We start from the raw sequence: 20601 nt of genomic DNA, 5'->3' as shown, positions 1-20601 counted from the left end.
CGACGGCCCGCCGGGTCGATAGTGGGGCTGTGGACGATGTGGCGCGGGAGCCGGAAGGACGCGGACCGGCCGACGCCCCGGACGCGGTCGCCTGGTCCGGGATCGAAGGGGCGCGGGCCTTCGCCGCCGTGGAGGGCGCCACGGACTGGCTGCTCGGCTACCCCTTCGTCCTGCGGGCCCTGGCCGGCCGGATCCGGGCGGACGAGGTCCTGCTGGACTACGGGTGCGGCCCCGGCAAGGTGGGGCGGCACGCCGCCCGCACGCTGGGCGTGCGGGTGCTCGGCGCGGACACCTCCCCGCAGATGCTGGCCCTGGCCGGGACCGCCGGTCGGGAGGAGGGGATCCGGGCGGAGTACCACCTCGTCGAGGACGGGCGGGTCACGGATCTGCCGGACGGGTGCGCGGACGCGGCGATGTGCAGCCACGTCGTCGCCTCGCTGCCCACCGAGGGGGCGCTGCTGGCCGTCTTCACGGAGGTCCGCCGCCTGCTGCGGCCCGGCGCCCCGTTCGTGCTGCTCGTCACCGATCCCGCCTGCGCGGGCCACGCGTACGCCTCCGTGCGGATCGGCGAGCCGGGTGCGACGTACGCGCCGGGCGAGCCGTTGACCGTCCGGCTGTTGCGTACGGACGGGTCCTGGCAGGAGGTGCGCAACCACGCGTGGCCGGTGGGCGGGCATCCGGCCCTGCTGGAGCGGGCCGGGTTCTCGGGCGTGGTCCAGCACCGGCCGACCGTGGCGGAGGCGGCGGCGGTCGCGGACCCCGACCTCGTGCGCGGACGGCCCTGGACGGCGGAACGGGAACGACCCCCGCTCGTGATCACCACGGCGTTCGCCGCCGACGGACCCTGACGGTCCACGCCCGACGCGCCACGACCGGTGGGGCCGGGGGCGCACGCCCCCGACCCCGTCCGCTCCCGTCGGCGTCGTCAGCGGCGCAGGATCCTGCGCGAGACGCGGTCGCCCAGGAACTGCGCGGACTGCACGAGCACGATCAGGACGAGCACCGTCACCACCATCACCGAGGTGTCGAAGCGCAGGTACCCGTACGTCATGGCCAGGTTCCCGACGCCGCCCCCGCCGACCGTGCCGGCCACCGCCGAGAAGTCGATCAGCGCGACCAGCATGAAGGTCAGTCCGAGCACGAGGGGACCGAGGGCCTCCGGGATCAGGACGGTGAGCAGGATCCGCAGCGGCCCGGCCCCCATGGAACGGGCCGCCTCGACGACGCCGGGCTCGACGGACAGCAGGTTGGACTCGACGATCCGGGCGATCCCGAAGGTCGCCACGATCGTCATCGGGAAGATGGCTGCGTTCGTCCCGATCATGGTGCCCACCACCGCCCGGGTGACGGGGGCGAGGGCCACGATCGCGATGATGAACGGCACCGGGCGGATGACGTTGATGAAGGTTCCCAGCACCGCGTGGACGAACCGGTTGGGCAGGACGCCGCCCTTGCGGGTGGCGTACAGGGCGAGCCCGACCGCGAGACCGGCGACGGTGGACAGCGCCAGCGTGATCAGCACCATGTAGACGGTCTGGCCGGTCGCCTCGACCACCTTGGGCCAGAACGTGCTCCAGTCGGCCTTCACCGGACCCCCGCTTCCCGCCGCGCGGGCGCGTTCAGCCCGGCGACCACGGCCTCCACGGCCTCGGGGGCGCCGCGCAGTTCGAGGGTCACGTTGCCCAGGGGGCGCCCCCGGACCTCGCCGACTCCGCCGTGGACGAAGGTGAAGTCCACGCCGTGCGTGCGCAGCAGGCCCGACAGGGCGTCGATCGCCGGTTCGCCGTCGACGACCGGCACCGTGACGAGCCGGCCCGCATGGCGGGTGCGCAGTCGTTCCCACAGGGGCTCGTCGGGGGCGCTGTGCAGCGCGGAGCGGGCGAAGGCGGCCGTGGTGTGGTGGCGCGGGCGCGCGAACACCTCGTAGACCTCGCCGCTCTCCACCACCCGGCCGTCCTCCATGACGGCGACGCGGTCGCAGAGCGTGCGGACGACCTCCATCTCGTGGGTGATCAGCAGGATGGTGACGCCCAGTTCGCGGTTGACGCGGCGCAGCAGGGCGAGCACCTCGCCGGTGGTCTGGGGGTCGAGTGCGGACGTGGCCTCGTCGCACAGGAGCACCTTCGGGCGGGTGGCCAGGGCGCGGGCGACGCCGACGCGCTGGCGCTGGCCGCCGGAGAGTTGCTCGGGGTAGCGCTTTCCGTGACCGGCGAGACCGACGAATTCGAGGGTCTCCTCGGCGCGTTCCCGGGCGCGGGCGCGGTCCATGCCGGCCAGGCGCAGCGGGTAGAGCACGTTGCCGAGGACGGTGCGCGAACGGAAGAGGTTGAACTGCTGGAAGATCATGCCGATGTCGCGGCGGACGGGGCGCAGCTCGCGCTCGCCGAGGGTGGCGAGGTCGCGGCCGTCCACCAGGACGCTGCCCGACGTCGGCTCCTCCAGCCGGTTGACCAGGCGCAGCAGGGTGGACTTGCCGGCGCCGCTGTGTCCGACGACGCCGAACACGCCGCCCGCCTCGACCGAAAGGCTCACCCCGTCGACGGCGCGGGCACCGCCCGGGAACTCCTTGGTCACGTCGCGGAACTCGACGGCGGCGCTCACTTGGCCAGCTGCTTGCGGATCCGGTCGAGTTCGGCGCGCAGATCGGCGGCCGGCAGGTCGACGTGGTGGGCGGTGCCGTTGCTGGTGCGGCGGACCTCGTCCTGCACGGCCTTCGAGGCGTACAGCTTGACGATCCTGGCGTAGTCCGGGTCGTCCTTCTGCGCGGCGCGGGCGGCGATGACGTTGAGGTACGGGACGGACTGCGGGCTGGTGGGGTCGTCCTTGAACAGGGCGGTACCGGCGTCGATGCCGGCCAGCTCGGCCACCCCGTCGTTGATGATCGCGGCGTCGGCGTCGCCCAGGGTGCGGGGGGTCTGCTGCGCGTTGACCGGGGTGAGCTTGATGTGCTTGGGGTTGGCGGTGATGTCGTCGGGGGTGGCGAACAGGCCGGCGTCCTTCTTGAGCTCGATCACCTTCGCCTGTTCCAGGACGCGCAGGCCCCGGCCCTGGTTGGCGGGGTCGTTGGGCAGGGTGACCCGGGCCCCGTCGGGGAGGTCGGCGAGCTGCTTGTGCCGGGAGGAGTAGAGGCCGAGGGGGACGACGGTCGTCGCGGAGACGGGCGCGATGTCGGTCTTGTTCTCGGTGTTGGACTGGGCGAGGAAGACCAGGTGCTGGAAGGCGTTGAGTTCGATGTCGCCGGCGGCGAGCGCCTTGTTGGGGAGCGAGTAGTCGTCGAAGACGACGGTCTCGACGGTGAGCCCCTCCTTCTTGGCCTCCTTGGCGAGGACCTCCCATTCGGGGGAGTCCCCGGAGACCCCCACCCGGATCCGCTTGCCGTCCGAGTCGCCGAGCCCGCAGCCGGAGACCAGGAGCGCGAGGGCGGTGACGGTGGTGGTGAGGGCGAGCGCGGTGCGGCGGCGCGGGGACGCGGGAAGCGAAGGAGACATCGTGGATCCAGAGATAGAAGAACGCGTGAAGCGAGGTACCTCTGAACCGTAGGTCGAAAATTCAGCGATGGCTTGGTATGAAAGATCGTATTCACGATCCTGCAATGAAACGAAGGTGAGAGGGGGTGTGGGCCTCGGGTCAGCCCGTGGGCGTGTGCGACGGACCGGCCGGCGCGCCCGGATAGTTCTCGCCGAGGACCGTGTCGAACAGGACGGTCACCTCGCGCGCGGACAGGCCCTCGTCGCGGGCCTCGCGCATCCACTCGCCCAGCCGCGTCCGCAACGGGGACTCCGGAGCCGTCCGCGGGCTCGCCAGCGACCGGGTGATGAAGGTGCCGGAACCCTGCCGCACCTCCACCAGCCCGGACCGCTCCAACTCGCGGTAGGCCTTGAGCGTCGTGTTCGGGTTGACCTTCGTGGTGGCGGCCACCTGCGCCGCCGTGGGCAGCTTGTCGCCCTCCGCCAACGCCCCCATCCGCAGGGCCTGTTCGACCTGGTTGACGATCTGGAGGTAGGCGGGCAGGCCGCTGCGGCGTTCGATGCGAAACACGACCACGGTGCCCGCCTCCTTGATCCTTCGTGGGTGGACTTTCAGCCTAGGGGTTGAACCGGACGCTCCTTACAGCGGTGCGCGACGGCTCCGCCACAGCAGCCCGGCGATCAGGGCGGCGGCCACCGTCAGGTACAGGGCGGCCCAGGTCCACTGGAGCCCCGCCATCTGGCCGCGTTCGTAGTAGTCCCACACCGAGTTGACGATGCCCAGCGAGGCCCGGCAGGCCTCGGGCGAGGGCTCGTGCACGCACGTGCCCCAGCCGTAGAGCTTCCCCGAGGCGGTGCCGATCCACTGGTCCACCTGCACCACGTGGTCCAGGAAGGCCGGCTGCGCGCCCTCCAGCGGGAAGGCGATCCGCCGCGGGGTACCCGCCCGATCCCGGTAGACCTCCGCGACCAGGGAGACCGCGTAGGAGGTGAAGAGGGTGAGCGCCATCGCCGGGACCGTCCGGCGCAGCAGCGCGCCGACGGTGATGCCGAGCGCCGTGTGGAACAGGGCCTGGGCCACCGGCATCGGCCCCGTGGCCGCGAACAACCCGCCGCTCAGCCAGTCGTGCGGGGCGAACGGTCCGGCCGACCGCCAGAACCAGCCGTAGACCAGGCCCAGCGGGAGCACCGTGAGGGCCGCCAGCGTCAGCGCGAAGCCCACCTTCCAGCACAGCCAGCGCCCCCGGGACACGGACTGCGTCGTGACCAGCCGGACGGTTCCGCGCTCCTGGTCGGAGGAGATCAGCGGGGCGCCGAGGAACGCCCCGAGCAGCAGGGGCAGGGAATCCAGGCTGGATCCGTACGAGTTGATCGTGTTCTGGATCCGGTTGGCGAGGTTGCCGTCGCGCAGCTCGGTGGAGGTGCCGTTCCAGCTGCCGTTCCAGCCCGCGGCCCGGAGGGAGTCCAGCATCGCGCCGCGCTGGTAGACCATCCAGGCCGATCCCAACAGGACCGCCGCCGCGCACACGAGGAGCGCCGTACGGTGCTGGCGCAGCACCAGCCAGGCCAGGCCGCGCGGGAGGCCCGCGCCGCGGGGGCGCCCGCGCCCGGAGGGGTCGACGGGGCCCTTGCCGGGGGCGGTGGTCGTGGTCGCGCTCACGCGGCGGACTCCTCTCGGTGGCCGGGGACGGCGGTGGGGGACAGCAGGGCGGGGGCGCCGGGCGAACGGAGGTAGGCGAGCAGGACTTCCTCCAGTCCGGGCTCCGACCGCTCCCAGGCGGGGTCGAGCGCTCCCTCGCGCCGCACCAGGGCGGTGAAGTGGCGCCCGGAGACGCGGGTCTCGATCACCGTGTGCGCGTCGAGACCGTCCGGCAGGGCCCCGTCGGGTCCGGTCACCCCCGCGACCACCGTGTGCATGGGCACCAGCTCGTCGGTGTCGCCCGCCATCCGCACGCGGCCCTCGCTGAGCACGAGCACGTAGTCGCACATGTCCTCGATCTCGCTGAGCACGTGCGAGGACATCAGGACGGTGGTCCCCTGCTCGGCCGCCTCGGACAGCAGCAGCGCCCCCATCTCGTCGCGGGCCACCGGGTCCAGGTCCGCCATCGGCTCGTCCAGGAGCAGCAGCTCGGGCCGTTTGCCGAAGGCGAGGGCCAGCGCCACGCGCGTGTGCTGACCGCCGGACAGCTCCTTGATCCGGGCGTCGAAGGGGATCTGGCCGGCCCGGACGATCCGCTCGGCCGCCGCCCGGTCCCAGCCCGGATTGAGCTCCTGGCCCAGGCGCAGCGTCTGCGCCACCGTGAACTGCTTGAACAGCGGCTTGTCCTGGCCGAGGTAGGCCCAGCGGGCCATGACGCCAGGAGCGTCCACCGGGGCGTCGAAGAGGCGCAGCTCGCCGGTCGTGGGGTCGGTGAGCCGCGTGACGAGCGACAGCAGGGTGCTCTTGCCCGCCCCGTTGGGGCCCACCAGGGCGGTGACGCGTCCGACCGGGATCCGGAAGGAGCAGTCGCGCAGGGCCCATCCCCGGCGGCGGCGGTACCTCTTTCCCAGGCCGCGCGCCTCGACGGCCCACCGGACGCGGGTCGGGCCGGACGTGGTCATGTCGGGCACGATTTCCCCCCTTGCTCCATCAATCCATTAGGTAACTAGTGGAATCATGGTCATCGGGTCGCGCCCCTGTCAACCGAGGGCGGGAACGCCGAAGGGGCGGGCCGGGTCGCCCGCCCCTTCGGGTCGGTGGTTCAACCGGAGCGCGACCGCGGGGTCAGGCCGTCACCGTCCGGGCCCGCGTCGGGCGGGCGGGCGGTGCGAGGCGCCCCGTACGGTCCAGGCCGTACACGGCGGCGGTGCAGCCGAGGCCCAGCGCGAACAGCGCCGCCCACGGGAGCGCGGACATCCCCGCCGAGCGGGCCGCGTCCAGCGCCGCGCCCGTCAGCAGGTTGCCGAGGGCGATGCCCACCCCGCACACGGTGTTGTAGAGCCCGTAGTGGGTCGCGACGAGCCGGTCCCCGGAGAGGCGGACGATGGTGTCCATCTCGAAGGGGTACGCGATCATCGTGCCCACGGCGAGCAGCAGCGCCGACAGCGCGGCCGGCCCGCCCGCGAGCAGCCACCGCCCCGGCCCCGCGTCCGGTACGGGCACCGCCGTCGCCACCAGCGGCGGCACGAACGCCACCCCCATGGCGAGCAGCCCCCGGCACAGGGCCTGTCCGGGCTCCAGCCGGGCCTTGCACCAGGCGGTCACCCGGGTCTGGAACACGATGGTGCTCAGCCCCGAGACGGCGAAGAGGACCGCCACGGCCGCCGTGCCGAACGCCCCCTCACCGCCCAGCCGGCGCACCTCCAGCGGCAGCGCCAGGTACACCTGGAAGGTCATCACGTACGAGCCGATCATGGCCACGGAGAACAGCAGGAACGGCCGGTTGGCCAGGATCCCCCGCCACTGCGCGAGCACGCCCTCGCGCGGCCCCTCCTCGCGCGGCCCCGCTCCGCCCGGTCCCGCGCCGTCCCCCCGACGGGCGGGCAGGGCCCGGATCTGCACGAGGCTCAGCACCGCGAAGATCCCCGCCGCGACCAGGCACGTGACGCGGAAGTCGACTCCCGTCAGCACCATGCCCACCAGCGGCCCGAGCAGGATGCCCGCCTGGTAGAAGACGTTGAACAGGGCGAACGCCTCCACGCGCCGCTCTCCCGCGTCCACCGCCAGGTACGCCCGGGTGGCCGGGTTGAACAGGGCCCCGGCCAGGCCCGTCGCCGCGGAGGCGGCGACGAGCGCCGGAACGGAGGAGACCAGGCCGAGCGTCGCGAACCCGGCGACGCGCAGCACCAGACCGGCGATGATCATCGGCTTGTAGCCCAGCCGGTCGGCGAGCGTCCCGCCGATCAGGAACATGCCCTGCTGGCTGAAGTTGCGCACGCCGAGGATCAGGCCGACCGTCCAGCCGGCGAGCCCCAGCGGGCCGGCCAGGTGCGTGGCCAGGTAGGGCATGAGCATGTAGAAGCCAAGGTTGATGGTGAACTGGTTGACCATCAACAACCGGGCGCCGCGCCCGTACGAGCGGAACTGCGCGATCGTGCCCTTCATCGGGGCTGCTCCTGCCGGGCGGTCGCCGCCTCGCCGAGCGTCAGCGGATCGACGACGCGGGCGCAGCGGGTCCAGCGGGTGACCTCCTTCTCGTCCAGCCGGCCGATCGTGTCCGGCTCCGCCGCCGGCGGGGCGTCCAGCAGGCCGTGGGCGGCGCAGTAGTCGTCGTCGTAGACGGTCCCCAGGTAGCGCTGCGGTCCGTCGGGGAAGACCGCCGCGATACGGGCGTCCGCGGGCAGGGTGCGCGCCAACCAGCCCGCCACCAGCGCGACCGCGCCCACGCTCCAGCCGCCGGTGGCGTAGTGCGAGGCCGCGAGGCGCCGGCAGGCCCAGACGGCCTCCGCCGGGGCCACCCAGTGCACCTCGGAGAACTGGTCGTAGGCGACGTTGCGCGGGTAGATGCTCGACCCCAGCCCGCGCATCAGGCGGGTGCGGGCGGGCTGCCCGAAGATGGTGGACCCCACCGTGTCCACCCCCACCACCGTCAGGTCGGGGTAGAGGCGGCGCAGCACCCGGGAGACGCCGGCCGAGTGCCCACCCGTGCCCACGCTGCACACCAGCACGTCGACGTGGCCCAACTCGGTGGCCAGTTCGAGGGCGAGCGGGGTGTAGGCGGTGGTGTTGTCCGGGTTGTTGTACTGGTCCGGGCACCAGGAATCGGGGTGCCGGTCCAGCAGCCGCTCGACGCGGTCGCGGCGGGCCTGCTGCCAGCCGCCGGTCGGATGGGGCTCGGAGACGACGTTGACCTGCGCCCCGTACGCGGTCAACAGGCGGGTCATGGAGGTCTCCAGGCCCGGGTCGGTGACCAGCGTGACCGGGTGCCCGTGGACCATCCCGGCCAGGGCGAGGCCGAGGCCGAGGGTGCCGCTGGTCGATTCGATGATCCGGCCGCCGGGCTTCAGGTCCCCGCGCGCCCGTGCCCGTTCCACCATGTGGAGGCCGGGCCGGTCCTTGATGCCGCCGGGGTTGAAGCCTTCGAGCTTGGCCCAGAAGCCGCGGCCGGCGGGGGCGAGGGGCTCGGACACGCGCAGCAGGGGCGTGTTGCCGACCAGCCCGGAGAGGTTGGCGCGGGCGGGGGGTGTCAGGTCGGTGGTCGAGGAGTGCATGCTTCCGCTCTCGGTTGATGGTGCGTCAGGGGATCGCTCGGACGTCGGCCGTTGAGCACGGCTCCACGGGAGCGGTCTAGACGCGCCACCGACACACGCCGGTGAGCGTGGTGCGGCCGGAGCGGTCGATCAGGGGCCCGTCGGCGCCGGGCGGCGCCGCGGGAGCGGGGGGCGCTCGGCTCGCGTCGTGACGGACGTACGCGGCCGAACCCTTGGGGGACGGGCCCTCCGCCTGGGCCTGCGCCCCCAGGGCGGGGGCGGAACAGGCCGGGCCGTGTCCCTGGTGGGGAGGCGCCGGCGCCTCCGGGGCGGACCCTTCGGGGGAAGCGGAGCGCGGTGCGCCTGCGGCGGACGGCGCGTCGGGGGAGAGGGCCGCGAGCCCCGCGGGGAGTGCCGCTCGGGCGTGGTCGAGCCGCCGCTCGTGCGTGGCGTCGTGGCCGTGGTGGCCGTCGCCGAACAGGTGGGGAGGGCAGTGCGCGAGCGTCAGGAGCAGCGTGCCCAGGAGTACGACCAACAGCGCGCCGGCCCGTGGCACGCGCCGGCGGACCGGCCGTGAGCGGGGGCGGCGGGACACGGTTCCTCCGTGGGGGAAGGGGTCGCGGTCGTTCGGCACCTGGAGGCCAGGATAGGGATGAACCCGCCCAAAACTCCGCTTCGGGGGAGAGAAGGGAGCGGCGCGGCGGGTCGCCCGGCGCGGGAACGCGAGGAGGGTGCGGGGAAGGGGCGGCGCTGATCCGGAGACGGCGCGGTACGGCATCGAGCGCGGGACGGCGTGGAGCGCGGGCCGGGGTCGGCCCGTGGGGCGGCTCTACACCCTCAGGACGACGGGGGCGTGCGAACGCGGTGGTGGCGCGGGGTGGCCGCCGTCCTCGACCCCCGGGTGGGCGTACGGGTCCCCGGGCCCCGGTGTCCGGGTCGCGGGCGGCGGTCCGCACGGGGCGGCCTCCGCCGGTGAGGCCTGTCGGGGCGTCAGCGGCTCGCACCCGTGGACCGGATGGGCCGCGCCGTGACCGTCGAGCGGCGCCGGGGCGGCGGTGCGTGTGTCGGGGAGGGTGGTGGTGCGGGCGTCGGCGGGGGCGGTGGGGGGCGTGGGGGCGGGGACGTGCGCTCCGGGACCGCCGGCCGCGGTGGCGGCGGGCGGCGCTCCGTGACCCGACCCCGAACGGCCGCTGTCGCCGTGCGCGTCGGTTCCGTGCGCCCAGAGCAGGCACCACAGCATCAGGGCGGCCCCGAGCACGCGCAGGAGACCCGCCGCGGGGCGGACTCGCGCCGTGGCATGCCGGCGGGCTGTGACCATACCGTGATCCTAGCCGCCGCCACCGGACCCGCAGCGCCGCTATTCGGTCAATGTCGGCGCGGGGTCGACCGCGGCCACCCGGTGCACGCGCAGGGCGAGTTGGAGCTCCAGGGCGCGGTCCGGAGACTGCCAGTCGGGACCCAGCAACCGCCCGATCCGCTCCAGCCGCTGCACCACCGTGTTCACGTGGACGTGCAGCGCGTCCTTGGCCCGCGACTGGCTCATGCCCGTCGCGAACCACACCCGCAACGTGTGCACCAGCTCACTGCCGCGCCGCGCGTCGTACTCCAGGAGCGGGCCGAGCGTCGTCTCCACGTACCGGGCCAGATCCGGCCGCTCGCCCAACAACACCCCGAGGAAACCGAGGTCCGCCAGGGTGCTCCCGTCACCCGCACGGCCCAGCGCCCGCAGCGTCGACAGGCAGCGCAGCGCCTCCGCGTGCGCCCGGGGCAGCTCCGCCGGCCCCGGACCCGCGCCCGCCGCCCCGACCGTCACCGGGCCGCCCACCGCCCTGCCCAACGCCGCGGCCAGGGCCGGGGCGTCCGCACCCGGACTCGCCGACGGGGTGAGCAGCACCGCGTGGTCGTGGTGGATCCCCGCCAGACCCCGCCGCTCGCGGGCGTGGTGCGCCGCCGCGGCGAGCAGGCGCGGGCGCGGCGCGGCGTCGCTGTGCAGCACGAACAGGGCGTGCGGGCGGGCGAGGTCGACGCCCAGCCGACGGGCCCGTACGGCCAACCCGGCCGGATCGGCCGCCGGGCTCAGCAGATCGCCCAACAGCTCCCCGCGGATCCGGTCCTCGGTCTCGGCCACCGAACGCCGCAGGAGCAGCAACAACGCCGTCACCATGGCGGCCCGCTCGAACAGCCGCCGGTCGGCGTCGTCGAGCCCCCGGCGGCCCGTGAGCGTGATGCTGCCCAGCACCTCCGGCCCCGCGAGCACCGCGCACACCCACGCGTCGCCCCGCAGGACCGCGCGACCCCCCGAGCGGGAGGCCGCGACGGCCTCGGCGGGCGGGGGCAGCGGGGGCGCGCCGGCGCGGGCCAGCTCCGTACCGTCCGCGTCGTGGACGAGCGTGCCGCCGCCCAGCAGCGCGCCGATCGCGGCGGCCACCTCGGCGACGTCCCCGCCGCGCAGCACGATCGCGGTGAGCCGGTCGTGCGCGTCCTCCGCCCGCCGCAGCGCGTCACTGCTCTCCTGGACCGCGCGCGAGGCCACGCCCAGTTCGGCCAGGGCCCGCCGGGTCTCCTCCAGGAGCCGGGCCCCGTCGATGGCGATGGCGGCGTGGTCGGCCAGCGAGGACAGCAGGGCCACCTCGCGCGGGGTGAACGCGCGCGTGGCGCGATCGGCGGCGAACAGCACGCCGATCACCTTCGACCCCAACCGCAACGGAACGCCCAGGATGGCGTGCAGGTCCTCCTCGGCCACGGCGCCGTCGATCGTACGGGTGTGCCGGAAGCGGGGGTCGCGCTGGTAGTCGCCCGTGGCGTAGGGGCGGGCGGTCTGGGCGACGAGCCCGCCCAGCCCCTCGCCCATCCCGAGCCGCAGCTGCTGGAAGGCGGCGGACACCGACCCGTCGGTGACCCGCATGAAGGTGTCGCCCGCCGCCTCGTCGTTCAGCGACAGGTAGGTGACGTCGGTGTGCAGCAACGCCTTGGCGCGGTGCGTGATGGCCCGGAGCACGGAATCCAGGTCGCGCAGCGCCGCGAGGTCACCCGCGGTGTCGAACAGCGCGGTCAACTCGACCTCGCGGGTGCGGTGTTGCTCCAGCGTCCGGTGGACCTCCAACGCCACCCGCGTGACCTCGGCCAGCGCCCCCACCTCGTCGGGGCCCGCACCGCCGGCGCGGGCCGCCGCCAACGGCCGGGTGAGTTCCTCGGCCGTCGCGCCGCGCGCGAGCAGGTGAAGCAGAACGCCGGGGTCGGTCACGGGGGTGAGCATACGGTCGGGTCCGCTCAGCCCGACACGGGGGCCGCGGGGGCGGTGGGGTCGGCGGGGCCGGACAGGCTGCGCCCCCGCGTCTCACGGGCGAACACCACGGTCACGGTGGTGATCAGCGCCGTCGCACAGAGGTACAGGGACACCGGCACGGAGGAGTCGTACTCCTTCAGCAGCTCCACCGCGATGATCGGCGCGAGCGCGCCGCCCACGATGGACGCGAGCTGCGAGCCCATGGAAGCGCCCGAGTACCGCACCCGCGTGTCGAACATCTCCGAGATGAAGGCGGCCTGCGGTCCGTACATCGCCCCGTGCAGGAGCAGTCCCGCGGTCACCGCCACCGCGATCACGGGGAAGGAGCGGGTGTCGAGCAGCGCGAAGAACGCGAACGCCCAACCCGCCATGCCCACCGATCCGATGAGGGTCACCGCGCGACGGCCGAGCCGGTCCGACAGCGCTCCCCACAGCGGGATCGTCACGAAGTGCACCGCCGAGCCGATCAGTACGGCGTTCAGCGCCTCGCTCTTGGGCAGCCCGAGGTGGACGGTGACGTAGACCAGGAGGAAGGCGGTCAGGACGTAGTACGAGACGTTCTCGCCCAGCCGGACCCCGATGGCCCTGAGCACCGCGCGCCAACCGGTACGCAGCACCTCCACGACCGGCGGACTGTGCCGCGCCCCGGCCGCCTCCTCGGCCTCGGCCCGCGCCCGCGCCTCCAGGAACGCCGGGGACTCGGAGACCGAGACGCGGATCCACAGCCCGATGACCACCAGCACGCCCGACAGCAGGAACGGGACGCGCCAACCCCAGGCGAGGAAGGTCTCGTCGGACTGCACGGCCGCCAGCAGCGCCAGCACCCCGGTCGCCAGCAGGTTCCCGCCGGGGGCGCCGGCCTGCGGCCACGAGGCCCAGAAGCCGCGGTTGCGGTCGTCGCCGTGCTCCGCGACGAGCAGCACCGCGCCGCCCCACTCACCGCCCAGCGCGAACCCCTGCACGAGGCGCAACACCGTCAGCAGGACGGGCGCCGCCGCCCCGATGCTCGCGTGCGTGGGCAGCAGACCGATGGCGAAGGTGGCCCCGCCCATCATCAGCAGGCTGAGCACCAGCAACCGCTTGCGCCCGATCCGGTCGCCGTAGTGCCCGAACACGATCCCGCCCAGCGGCCGGGCGGCGAAGCCGACCGCGTAGGTCAGGAACGCCAACAAGGTTCCGACCAGGGGATCGCTGCCCGGGAAGAACAGCGTGTTGAACACGAGCGCGGCGGCGGAACCGTAGAGGAAGAAGTCGTACCACTCGACGGTGGTCCCGACGAGACTGGCGGCGACGATCTTCCGTATGCCTGACGGGCCGGTTCTGCTCGCTCCGTGGGAGACCATGTGCACCACTTCCAGGGGGTCCGGGGGGACGTCGGGTGTGGCACAACGTAGAAGTACCGGGGCCGGCGCCCTATGGGGCGGGCCATCACAATCCGGCGCCATCCTGTGTGCCGCACCACCACACGACCGTCGATGGCTGTTTCCACCCACCCGTGTCCGCACCGGCCGGCTTCGCCCAGGGCGGAAGGCCACTCCCTTCCCCCCGCGCCCCGGATCCCTAGTGCTGCGACCGAGAAGGTTCACCGGCTTGGCGGTTGGCTGCCGCGGTAGCGAGAGCACGAGGACGGGTCGGGTCGGCATGGGCACCCCGGTTCCGCCTAGCGTGTTGACGCAGTAACGCTTCGTGTTGGGGAGGCCCCGCTGGTTACCGTGTCAGGCGCTCACAGGGCCTACTCAGGCCGGAAGAGGGTTCGGTGCGGTGTGAGGATGACGGTGGCGGCGGTGTGGCCGTTCCAGGTGTGGTCTCGGCCGTTGTAGCGGGTGGTGATGTAGGACCATTCCAGGTTGCCGGCGATCATCCATCGCAGTACTTCGACGTACCGACTGACTGCCGGGTCCCGGCCCGGCGCTGTGGTCAGCAGGTGCTCGCCGAGGGCGCAGAACTCGTCCTCGGTTCGTCGGATGGTGTCGGTGATGCGGTCGACTGCGGCTTGCAGGTTGCCGCCGTTGGTGGTGAGGGCGAGGGCGATTTCGTTGATGGTGTCGCCGCTGTAGAGCTCTTTGCGGTAGGAGAAGATGTCGTTGACGCCAACCCAGTGTCGTGCCACCAGATGGTTGAGCCGCCTGAGCTCCGGCATGGCGGCGAAGTGGTCGGTGAGGTCGATGCCCAGTCCGTATTCCAGGAGCGGGAAGCAGCATTCGCCTACGCTCTTGATCCGCGATGCCTCGTAAGCGGCCATGTCTACGGCCGTGCCGGCCTCAAGCCAGTCCCGCTCAGTGCGGCAAGCAGCGAAGAACCCTTTCATCTCGTGGGCGAAACGGTTCCACAGGCCGGACGGCATGCCGGCGCGGATGCGTTGCGCCAGCATGTGCAGCACGCGCGGGTAAGGAGCACGGGGGGCGGGCTGGTCGTCATCGAGGACGGCATCGAGCTGGTGCAGACCCAGGCGTTCCAGGCGTGGGCGCGGGGCGTGGACGAAGAGATCGTCAATGCTGAACAGGACATCGATCCAGTGGCAGATCGTCTTCGTCCGCTCGGTGTCGGTGGTGGGGTAGGCCAGCAGGTTCCACAAGGTGGTGCGCTGATGGAGGAACTCCTCGAACGCCTGCGGGCTGTCGGCGTGGGCGTCCCGCAGAGCGTCGTCCAGCCATGTACGGCAGGAGTGCTCCAGGTAATCGATGCCGGGGCGGCGCAGTGCGGGCTGGAAGCGTGGGAGGGACGGTAGCCGAAAGCTGGGGTAGGAACTCGGTTCGACTGCGTCGCCGGGTCGGAGGCCAGGGCTGGGGAGGCTGGTCACCGCGGAGCGCCTTCCCGGGTGCGCAGGTGCAGGGTGAGGGGTTGTTCGGCGGGGACGAGCAGGAAGCGCGGCCGCGGGCGTAGGGAGACCGGCCGGGTCGGGCGCAGGTGCCAGGTGCGGGTGATGGTGGCCAGCGCGAGGGTGGTCTCGGTCATGCCGTAGAACTCACCCATGCACCGGCGGCGTCCGGCACCGAAGGCGAGGAACGACTGGCGCTGGCCGGGGGTGAGGCGTTCGGGCAGCCAGCGGTCCGGGTCGAGACGGTCGGCGTCGGGGAAGACCTCGGGGTTGCGTTGCAGGGCGTAGGGGCTGACCAGAACGTCGGCACCCTTGGGCAGCAGGAATCCGCAGATCTCGGTCGGTTCGACGACGATGCGGCTGAGCAGCCAGGTGGGTGGGTACAGCCGCAGGATCTCGGTCAGCAGCCGCTTGGTGTAGGGCAGGGACGGCAGATCCTCGAAGGTGACCGGACGTTCTCCCAGGGCGCCGTCGACTTCCTCCCACAGCCGGTGCTGGATTTCCGGGTTGCGACCCAGGAGTTGGAAGGTCCAGGCGAGAAGCGAGGCAGATGTCTCCACGCCTGCGGCCAGCACCGACATCACCTGGTCACGCACCTCGGTATCACCAGGTCGGCGTCCGCTGTCCTCGTCCCCGGCCATGATCTGCGACAGCAGGTCTTGCCGGCCCTGCTCATGCTGCCGGTACTGGGCGATGACCTCACCGATGGCCGCGTGCAGGCGGGCGCGCGCCGCATCGAAGCGCCGGTTCGCCGGGGTCGGAACGCGGTGAACCCAGTCCGCCGGGATCAGCATCCGGCGGAGCAGACCGCGCAGGAGCTCCGGCAGCGCCTCCGCCATCACCTGTGCCGCCTGCCTGCCGGCTGGCGCGGATACCAGTGTTCGCGCGACCACCAGCGCCGCCACCCGGTACATCGCGGACCCGACATCGAGTACCTGGCCCGCCTGCCAAGAGGATGTCGCTTCCACCACGCACTCGCGCATCACGTCGGTGTAGCCGGCGACCCGGCTGCGGTGGAACGCGGGCTTCATCACCGGCTGCTGAGCCCGGTGGTCCTCGGCACTGCAGGTGATCACACCGTTCCCGACCAACTGGCGGGCCGCCTCCATGAACGGGCCGCCCTTGTCGAAACGTTCCTGCCGCGCGACGAGCACCTGCATCGCCGCCTCGGCACTGTTGACAAGGAAGCACTCCCGCCCCATCAGGCGCAACGCGACTACTGGATCTGATGCCCGCCGCTGCTCAAGAAAGCCCAGCGGGTCCACCGCAAGCCGTCCGGCATGCCCGATCAGCGGGAGCTCTCCTGGAGACGTGCGGACCGTTTGCGGCATGAGCTTCCCCCGATTGGATGCCGGTGATCTTCGGGGAGGGTACCGTCAGCGCAGTCGCGCCGCCACTGTCAGTGAGTTTGTTCGGTGGTGCGCCTCCAGGACGGGGACGGCCTTGACCACTGACGGCAACCGGTTCGGCCACAGCGGGCGTGGCGGAAGATCTTCCGGCGTTCGAGCGTGGCAACGCCGCGTTCGAACGGGTGGCGGAGCCGGGCGTGAGCCCGGCTCACTGACCGCTGCCCGGGGCTGAGTTCCTTGCGGAGTGGGCGTCTTGTCGGGCCTGGGAAGGTCCTGCCGGTGCCGGTGCCGGTGCCGGTGCCGGTGCCGGATGTCGGCCAGGGCTGGGCTGCGGAGCCGGACGCAGGTCTTCACAATGCGGTGTCGGCGGGCCGTGGTCAGGTCGTGGGTGCGGCCGGGCAGCGCGCGTGGGACCCGCACCAGTGAGCCTGCCGAATTGGTGATGACGGGTGGCTTCCGCCGTGGCGTCGGTGCTTTGCGAAGTGGTCGGCGCTGCCGTCGCCGGCGTGGTCGCACTCGGTGAGGGTTCCATCGACCAGGACGTACCCGGGATCGGCGTCGCGGAGGGCCCGGGTGAGGCCGGGCGAGTAGGTCGGTGAGGGTGTGGACGCAGGCGTGCGCGGTGCCGACATCGATCCGGAAGCCGGCCGCGTTCTGAGTGGGCGTGTCGTGCTTGAGCGGGGACACCAGTGCGGCCGGTGCCTGCCGGGAGGGGCGGAGCTTGCATCGGCGGTCGTCCTCGCGGGTGACGATGAGCGCGGTGGCCCACTTGACGAGCGCGTGCGGCAGGTCCGGTAAGGCCGGGCCGGTGGCCAACGAGGCTCCTCGGCCGACTGGTTGTGACGTGAGGCGTCTCGTTCAACCGCCTGGGAGTCCCGTTCGCTTCCGTCCCTGTCGCGACCCGCCCGGCCGTCACCCGATCGGTGCCCACCCTGGCAGGGGTCAGTGCTGGTGCATGCATCAATACGGACTTCTTCCGCCCCTTTTTGTTGATCTTGCACGTGGGCCGGGACGTCTGCGGGATGCTGTCCCCGTCACAGTCGTGCACGGGGCCCACCCGGCGCCGACAACCATCAACCCCACGAGAAGGTGACGGCTATGGCTGAGCTGCAGCTCCTCCTGTCCGCCGAGAAGCTGGCGAACAGGGACCCGGACGGGGCGGGCGTCTCCGACCCCTACGCCAAGGTCTTCGTCATGGAGAACGACAGCTGGACCCTTGCCGGGACGACCGAGGTGATCCGCGACACCCTGAATCCGGAATGGAAGCAGCCCATCACTGTGACCGCCACCCGCGGCCAAGGGGAGTACATCAAGATCGAGGTATGGGAAGAGGACGAGGGCAGGGACGACTTCCTCGGTAATCTCCTGCTCTCGTTGGACGCACTCCTGGAGAGCAACTGCTACCAGAGGCTGCCACTGTCCTTTGCGGGCACGATGACTATCCGGACAGTCGAATGGGGCGAAGGATTCTGACGGCCAGACACCAGCGAGACGCTACCGGCCCTGTGTCGAACATCCGATGGAGCGGGGTGGGGCCGGTCCGGTCTCTACTCACCCGTGCGGGTGGGCCCGCCCGCGTCTCACCGGCGGCGGCCGGCCGGAGCTCCTGGCGTTCCGCGCGGGCGTCCCCTGCCCTGATGCGGGTGAGGCTCGGCGCGTCACAGTTCGGGCAGTCGTGACAGTCTGCCGCCAATGCGGCCCGATCGGGCGTGAGATCCATCCAGGAAGCCTCCCGGCCGCCTCGCACCACGTGCGGGTTTCGAGGGAGCTTTCGAGAACGGTGACCTGCGGAAACGTGATCACTCCGGGGGCTCTCGCAGAACTCTCACCGATGGATATTTCTGCGAATCACCACCACCACGCTCGGCTGAGTGAGACATGATCAGGTCGTGTGGCCGTTCCGGCCAACGCATCACGGATGGAGTTCGCATGGCCGACAGGCAGCTGGGCACGGTCAAGTGGTTCAACGACGAGAAGGGCTTCGGATTCATCACGCCGGCCGGCGAGGGTCAAGATCTGCTCGTCCAGACCAAGGACATCGAGAGCTATGGCTTCAAGTCCCTCAAGGAAGGGGAGGCCGTGAGCTTCGTTGCCGAGAAGACCGCGAAGGGAATGCAGGCAGTTCAAGTACGACAGGAGTGACCCGCGGCAGGGGACTGAGCGCGCTTGCGACCCCGGGCGTTGCCCCGAGGCGCCGATGCTGCTGGGCGGCCCGGTCGCCCGTGCTGTGCCTCACCGCTCCGTACGACGGGGACGTCCTTTACGCCGGGCGACTACAACGGTGCCGTGGTGATTGTGTTCGACGCGATACCCGGCCCGTAGATCGAAGACCAACCCGCGAACGAGGGGATGCCCAGGACGGGTGCGCCCGCCAGACGAGCGGACGCACCCGTCCGCCCTTGGCGGCGGCTCTGCGTCCCCACACCCTGGGGCCGTCCGGGCGCACCACCAGTCGTCATGTCCCACGGAGATGGGGGACGGATCAGGAGGAAGGACCTGCCGGGCCCAGCAGGTAGTTGCCGGGGGCGGCGGGGTCGGTGCTGAGGTAGAACTCCACGATCGCCTGACGGTACTCGGCGTGGCTGACGACGCCGTCCCCGTTCAGGTCGATCCGGGCGAACGCCGGTGCCGAAACTTCGCGGGGAACGCCCAGGGTCTCGTAGAGGCGCACGTACTCCTCCAGGGACAGCACGCCGTCCCCGTTGGTGTCGAAGGCGTCCATCACCGCGTCGGCGATCCGCATCACCGCGCTCTCGAAGTGCGCGGGCGCGGTCACGCTGTCCTGCATGACCGCCCTGAACTCCTCGCGTGAGACCAGCCCGTCGCCGTCGGTGTCGGCGTGTTCGACCAGCAGGTCCCACCACTGACCGAACGCCTCGTGGATGGCCTGCACGTTGACGTCGTCGCCCGGCCGGGCCGTCCGGGAGAACACCGCAGCCGTGGCCTGGAAATCAGCCCCCGACAGCTGACCGTCGCCGCCCTGGTCGAACCAGGTGAACAGGGAGTCGAACTTCTCGCTCATCGCAGTCGCAGCCGCCACCACAGGCCGTCCTCTCGCTCGCGCGGCCCGCACAGCGCGGGCCGCAGTCGCACGACCGTAGGACCGCGTCCCGATGCTCCACTGCGAAACCGGCGCAGGATCAGCCCTACGGGGTACTGCCGGCGCACACGGTTGATGCCAGGGCACTGGGGCGGGCAGCATCTCCCGGCCCCCGGGCAGCGGTCGTTGAACCGGCTCACGCCCGGCTCCTCCAGCCCGTTGGACGCGGCACAGCCACGCTCAACGGGCTGGAGGATCTCCCCGCCCGGGCGGGGAGATACGGGTGTCGACGCCTACTCGTCAACGGATGCCATGATGTTCGACTGGGGCATGAGCAGCACTTCCTGGCCGTCGATCTGCTCCACCTGGACGTCGTAGCCGTCGTAGAAGACCACGATGTCCCCCGGGCGAACCGTGCCATTGTCCCGGAGCACGCCTTCTCCCAGCGCCAGTACCTTGCCCCGGCCGTAAGGAGGGGCCAGTTCCGCGCTCTCGATTCGCTCGACCGCAATCCGGTCCCGCAGGGGGCGGATCTGCATGGCATACCTCCACAGGCATCGAGGTCGCCGCAAGGGGGACCCGGTAGGGCGAGGCCGGTCGGCCCCGACGGCGGTCATGCCCTGTGTTTCCGGCTCCGAAAACCACCGCCCGGCTCCTGGACGTGGTTATCCGGGGCAGTCACGGCGGACAGGAAGACCCGCGATCCGGAGGTCCTGGTGACGATGGACGCCGCCACCCTTTCCGCGTTCGGCTGACACGGTCGGCAACCGGACCCTACGCTGAGGTTGATCATCTTTGCCCACACCAACTGAACCCGAGGACCTCCTCATGGCAACCGTGCTCCCCAACGGCGCGACCCTCAGCGATGCCGCCGAAAGCGCCCTCAACGCGGCGCGGAACCGGACCGAGTACGAGGACGCCCTGCGGCAGGCACCCGCCTGCCTCTACGAAGACCCCTTCGGCAGCGGCATGACCTTCTACGAGAAGACAGCCGACGGGCACCTCTTCCTCAGGCACACGGCCGCTTGCAACCTCCAGCCGGAACGCTGCCCGGAGGGCTACCTCTACTTCAACATGACCGAGCAGAAGAACCTCTACCCCGACGAGACCCCCCGCCTGGGCGACGGCAGCGACCCCAACCCGAAGACCGGCCAGATCTACTAGATCCGCAGCGCTGACGCTGCCGGCCGGCATGCCACTGGGACCGTCACGCTCCTCGATGCATGGACAACCGCGGCCACTCGTCCACGCCATGAGCGGCTTAGCCGTACGGATGTCCTGCGGCCGGGGCTGAGCAGGTCGTCGTCCAGCACCTGGAACCCGCAGCGTGCGTAGCAGGGGGCACTCCACGGCACGGCCGCGAACATCGTGAGGGCCAGGGCGGGAACACTGCGGGCTGCCGCCCGCTCGGCAGGGTGGTCCAGTAGCGACCGTCCGATACCCTGGCCCGCGCTGTCGGGGTGCACCGGCAT

At 71.9% G+C, this 20601-nt stretch carries 21 protein-coding genes and 1 pseudogene; 4 read left to right on the top strand and 18 right to left on the bottom strand.

What is annotated here, in order from left to right:
• Positions 1-29 precede the first annotated feature (29 nt).
• Positions 30-848, top strand: coding sequence for a class I SAM-dependent methyltransferase (locus tag AB0D01_RS27760; protein ID WP_363059904.1), 819 nt, complete (start codon positions 30-32; stop codon positions 846-848).
• Positions 849-925: 77 nt separating this feature from the next.
• Here the strand turns inward: AB0D01_RS27760 and AB0D01_RS27755 are convergent, their stop codons facing one another.
• The 15 genes and pseudogenes from AB0D01_RS27755 to AB0D01_RS27685 form a co-directional block, all read right to left on the bottom strand.
• A complete protein-coding gene (locus AB0D01_RS27755) occupies positions 926-1588 on the bottom strand; it encodes a methionine ABC transporter permease (RefSeq protein ID WP_363059902.1) in 663 nt (220 codons plus the stop codon).
• Complete coding sequence (locus AB0D01_RS27750; protein ID WP_363059900.1) at positions 1585-2601, bottom strand: ATP-binding cassette domain-containing protein; 1017 nt, start codon at positions 2599-2601, stop codon at positions 1585-1587. Before AB0D01_RS27750 ends, AB0D01_RS27755 begins: the two co-directional genes overlap by 4 nt.
• Positions 2598-3488 carry a MetQ/NlpA family ABC transporter substrate-binding protein gene (locus AB0D01_RS27745; protein ID WP_363059898.1) on the bottom strand — a complete coding sequence of 297 codons (891 nt, stop codon included), beginning with the start codon at positions 3486-3488 and terminating at the stop codon, positions 2598-2600. The genes AB0D01_RS27750 and AB0D01_RS27745 overlap by 4 nt, the downstream gene beginning before the upstream one ends.
• A gap of 139 nt (positions 3489-3627) precedes the next feature.
• Positions 3628-4044: a GntR family transcriptional regulator gene (locus AB0D01_RS27740; RefSeq protein ID WP_363059896.1), complete on the bottom strand. Its 417-nt coding sequence runs from the start codon at positions 4042-4044 to the stop codon at positions 3628-3630.
• A 63-nt stretch (positions 4045-4107) separates the two neighbouring features.
• Positions 4108-5127 (bottom strand): ABC transporter permease, encoded by a 1020-nt coding sequence (locus AB0D01_RS27735; protein WP_363059894.1) that lies wholly within the window; start codon positions 5125-5127, stop codon positions 4108-4110.
• On the bottom strand, positions 5124-6068 hold the full coding sequence (locus AB0D01_RS27730) for an ABC transporter ATP-binding protein (RefSeq protein ID WP_363059892.1): 945 nt from the start codon (positions 6066-6068) through the stop codon (positions 5124-5126). The genes AB0D01_RS27735 and AB0D01_RS27730 overlap by 4 nt, the downstream gene beginning before the upstream one ends.
• Before the next feature lie 163 nt (positions 6069-6231).
• A complete protein-coding gene (locus tag AB0D01_RS27725) occupies positions 6232-7551 on the bottom strand; it encodes an MFS transporter (RefSeq protein WP_363059890.1) in 1320 nt (439 codons plus the stop codon).
• Positions 7548-8657, bottom strand: coding sequence for a PLP-dependent cysteine synthase family protein (locus tag AB0D01_RS27720; RefSeq protein WP_363059888.1), 1110 nt, complete (start codon positions 8655-8657; stop codon positions 7548-7550). Before AB0D01_RS27720 ends, AB0D01_RS27725 begins: the two co-directional genes overlap by 4 nt.
• A gap of 76 nt (positions 8658-8733) precedes the next feature.
• The gene (locus tag AB0D01_RS27715; RefSeq protein ID WP_363059886.1) at positions 8734-9231 is read right to left on the bottom strand and encodes a hypothetical protein; all 498 of its coding nucleotides are present in this window, start codon (positions 9229-9231) and stop codon (positions 8734-8736) included.
• A 234-nt stretch (positions 9232-9465) separates the two neighbouring features.
• Positions 9466-9954, bottom strand: a complete 489-nt coding sequence (locus AB0D01_RS27710; RefSeq protein WP_363059884.1) for a hypothetical protein — start codon at positions 9952-9954, stop codon at positions 9466-9468.
• Between the two features lie 39 nt (positions 9955-9993).
• The gene (locus tag AB0D01_RS27705) at positions 9994-11892 is read right to left on the bottom strand and encodes a helix-turn-helix domain-containing protein (RefSeq protein WP_363059882.1); all 1899 of its coding nucleotides are present in this window, start codon (positions 11890-11892) and stop codon (positions 9994-9996) included.
• A 14-nt stretch (positions 11893-11906) separates the two neighbouring features.
• Positions 11907-13265 carry an MFS transporter gene (locus tag AB0D01_RS27700; RefSeq protein ID WP_363059880.1) on the bottom strand — a complete coding sequence of 453 codons (1359 nt, stop codon included), beginning with the start codon at positions 13263-13265 and terminating at the stop codon, positions 11907-11909.
• Positions 13266-13654: 389 nt separating this feature from the next.
• On the bottom strand, positions 13655-14722 hold the full coding sequence (locus AB0D01_RS27695) for a terpene synthase family protein (RefSeq protein ID WP_363059878.1): 1068 nt from the start codon (positions 14720-14722) through the stop codon (positions 13655-13657).
• Positions 14719-16071 (bottom strand): cytochrome P450, encoded by a 1353-nt coding sequence (locus AB0D01_RS27690; protein WP_363059876.1) that lies wholly within the window; start codon positions 16069-16071, stop codon positions 14719-14721. The genes AB0D01_RS27695 and AB0D01_RS27690 overlap by 4 nt, the downstream gene beginning before the upstream one ends.
• A 45-nt stretch (positions 16072-16116) precedes the next feature.
• Positions 16117-16905: pseudogene (locus tag AB0D01_RS27685) on the bottom strand (transposase family protein).
• Positions 16906-17187: 282 nt separating this feature from the next.
• Between AB0D01_RS27685 and AB0D01_RS27680 the strand changes: the two are divergent.
• On the top strand, positions 17188-17562 hold the full coding sequence (locus tag AB0D01_RS27680; protein WP_363059874.1) for a C2 domain-containing protein: 375 nt from the start codon (positions 17188-17190) through the stop codon (positions 17560-17562).
• A 456-nt stretch (positions 17563-18018) separates the two neighbouring features.
• Positions 18019-18231 carry a cold-shock protein gene (locus AB0D01_RS27675; RefSeq protein ID WP_363059872.1) on the top strand — a complete coding sequence of 71 codons (213 nt, stop codon included), beginning with the start codon at positions 18019-18021 and terminating at the stop codon, positions 18229-18231.
• Between the two features lie 340 nt (positions 18232-18571).
• On the opposite strand, the gene AB0D01_RS27670 is transcribed toward AB0D01_RS27675, so the two are convergent.
• Together AB0D01_RS27670 and AB0D01_RS27665 are read right to left on the bottom strand one after the other, a co-directional pair.
• Positions 18572-19129 (bottom strand): EF-hand domain-containing protein, encoded by a 558-nt coding sequence (locus tag AB0D01_RS27670; RefSeq protein ID WP_363059870.1) that lies wholly within the window; start codon positions 19127-19129, stop codon positions 18572-18574.
• Between the two features lie 293 nt (positions 19130-19422).
• Positions 19423-19668 carry a hypothetical protein gene (locus AB0D01_RS27665; RefSeq protein WP_363059868.1) on the bottom strand — a complete coding sequence of 82 codons (246 nt, stop codon included), beginning with the start codon at positions 19666-19668 and terminating at the stop codon, positions 19423-19425.
• A gap of 289 nt (positions 19669-19957) precedes the next feature.
• Between AB0D01_RS27665 and AB0D01_RS27660 the strand changes: the two genes are divergently transcribed.
• Positions 19958-20293: a hypothetical protein gene (locus tag AB0D01_RS27660; protein WP_363059866.1), complete on the top strand. Its 336-nt coding sequence runs from the start codon at positions 19958-19960 to the stop codon at positions 20291-20293.
• On the opposite strand, the gene AB0D01_RS27655 is transcribed toward AB0D01_RS27660, so the two are convergent.
• On the bottom strand, positions 20290-20601 hold the full coding sequence (locus tag AB0D01_RS27655; protein ID WP_363059864.1) for a GNAT family N-acetyltransferase: 312 nt from the start codon (positions 20599-20601) through the stop codon (positions 20290-20292). The genes AB0D01_RS27660 and AB0D01_RS27655 overlap by 4 nt on opposite strands.

Origin of the sequence: Streptomyces sp. NPDC048606, from assembly GCF_040650855.1 — a bacterium.
In the GTDB taxonomy this organism is placed as follows: Bacteria; Actinomycetota; Actinomycetes; order Streptomycetales; family Streptomycetaceae; genus Streptomyces.
The sequence above is the reverse complement of the archived record's forward strand: the minus strand, read 5'-3'. Positions and strand labels throughout refer to the sequence as shown.